The sequence below is a fragment of the Acidobacteriota bacterium genome, assembly GCA_034211275.1.
Lineage (GTDB): Bacteria > Acidobacteriota > Thermoanaerobaculia > Multivoradales > JAHZIX01 > JAGQSE01.
This window is the reverse complement of record JAXHTF010000375.1, coordinates 1-2,000: the sequence shown is the minus strand read 5'-3', so window position 1 is coordinate 2,000 and position 2,000 is coordinate 1. Positions and strand designations below refer to the sequence as shown.

Here is a 2,000-nt window from a genome sequence, read left to right as displayed (position 1 = left end):
GGCTTCGCTACCACCAGAGCCAGCATCCGGAGCGCGAGGCGCTGGTCTGCGGTGATACCCGTCTGGATTACGGCACCCTGAACACCCGGGTCAACCGGCTGGCCCACGCCCTCGCCGAGCGCGGCGTGGACAAGGGCGATCGGGTTGCCCTGCTGATGCTCAACAGCATCGCCTTCCTGGAAACCTTCTTCGCCTGCGCCAAGCTCGGCGCCATCGCCGTGCCGCTGAACTTCCGGCTCAGCCCGGCGGAGATCAGCTTCATACTCGGCGACGCCGGTGCCCGGGTGATCGTCTATCATCCCCGGTTCACGCCGCTGTTCGAGCACATCCGCGCCGAGACGGCGCTGGAACACGGCATCGCCGTCTGTGCTACGCAGGAGGCGCCGCTGGACGGGGATGCCGAATACGAGCAGACCCTCGCCGGGCAGCCCGAAGCGGAGCCGCAGACCCTGGTGCGCCAGTCCGATCCGCTGGTGATGATGTACACCTCGGGCACCACGGGCAAGCCCAAGGGCGCGGTACTGACCCATTCCAACCCCACCTGGATCACCCTGAACACCCAGCTCAGCGAGGTGGCGATCCGCGCCGGGGAGAATATCCTGACGGTTGCGCCGCTGTTCCATATCGGCGGGCTGGCCATCCACACCCTGCCCGGCCTGCATCTGGGCACGAAAGTCATCCTCCACGCCATGTTCGACCCGGAGGAAACTCTGCGCACCATCGAGCGCGAGCGCGTCGGCGTACTGTTCCTGCTACCGGCCATGTGGCAGGCGGTGAGCCAGGTGCCGAACTTCGACGACTACGATCTCTCCTCTCTGCGTTATCTGCTCTCCGGCGGTGCGCCCTGCCCGATCCCGGTGATCGAGTTTTTCCAGGGGCGGGGGCTGCCGTTCCTCGAGGGCTTCGGGATGACGGAGACCACCGCCAGTGCCTGCATGCTCGGCAGCGCTGATGCGGTACGCAAGAACGGCTCGGTGGGCAGGCCGCTGACCCATGTGCAGATGCGCATCGTCCACGAGAACGACAACGACGTGGCGCCCGGCGAGGTCGGCGAGCTGGTGCTCCGCGGGCCCACCATGTTCAAGGAGTACTGGAACCGCCCAGAGGCCACGGCCGAGGACTGCCGCAACGGCTGGTTTCACAGCGGCGATCTCGCCCGCCAGGACGAGGAGGGCTTCTACTACATCGTCGATCGGAAGAAGGACATGCTCATCTCCGGCGGCGAGAACGTCTATCCCACCGAGGTGGAACAGGTGCTGTACAAGCACCCGAAGGTCCAGGAGGTGGCGGTGATCGGCGTGCCCGACGAGAAATGGGGCGAGGTGCCCATGGCGCTGGTGGTGCCGCCCCAGGGTGAGACCATCACCCTGGAAGAGATCGAGGACTACTGCCGCGACAAGCTCGCCCGCTTCAAGACGCCCAAGCACCTGGCGGTGGTCGAGGAGCTGCCGCGCACCGCCACCGGCAAGCTGCTCAAGCGGGAGCTGCGCCAGCAGTACGCCCCGCAGTGATTCCCGGTTCGGCCGTAGCGCTGAGGCGTAAGCGTCGGCGCGTATCTGAAACGTATCACCCCAACACTTAAAGGACAGCCAATGTCTCCGGAGCACAGCCCCTTCTATACCGAAGAGCATCTGGCCTTTCGCGACAGCCTGCGCAGCTTCGTGGCCAAGGAGATCGAACCTTATGCCCAGGAATGGGACGAAGCCGGGGAGTTCCCCCGCGAGCTCTACCCCAAGGCGGCGGAGATCGGCCTGATTCCCCTGGGCTTCCCGGAGGAATACGGCGGCATCGAGGCGGACCTCTTCTACCTGATCATCGCCACCCAGGAGCTGGCACGCCCCGGCCTGGGTGGTCTTTCCGCCAGCCTGATGAGCCACAACATCGGCACCCCGCCCATCGTCCGCGCTGCCCGCCCCGAGGTCCGGGAGCGGGTCGTCCCCGGCATCCTCGCCGGGGAGAAGATCAGCGCCCTGGCCATCACCGAGCCCGGCGGCGGCTCC

2 protein-coding genes are annotated in these 2,000 nt (G+C 66.5%); both read left to right on the top strand.

The window, feature by feature from the left end; translation table 11 throughout:
• Positions 1 to 1,511: long-chain fatty acid--CoA ligase (locus SX243_26140; protein ID MDY7096467.1), on the top strand; the 1,511-nt coding region annotated here is incomplete at its 5' end.
• An 81-nt stretch (positions 1,512 to 1,592) separates the two neighbouring features.
• On the top strand, positions 1,593 to 2,000 hold a 408-nt coding region (locus tag SX243_26135; protein ID MDY7096466.1), incomplete at its 3' end, for an acyl-CoA dehydrogenase family protein.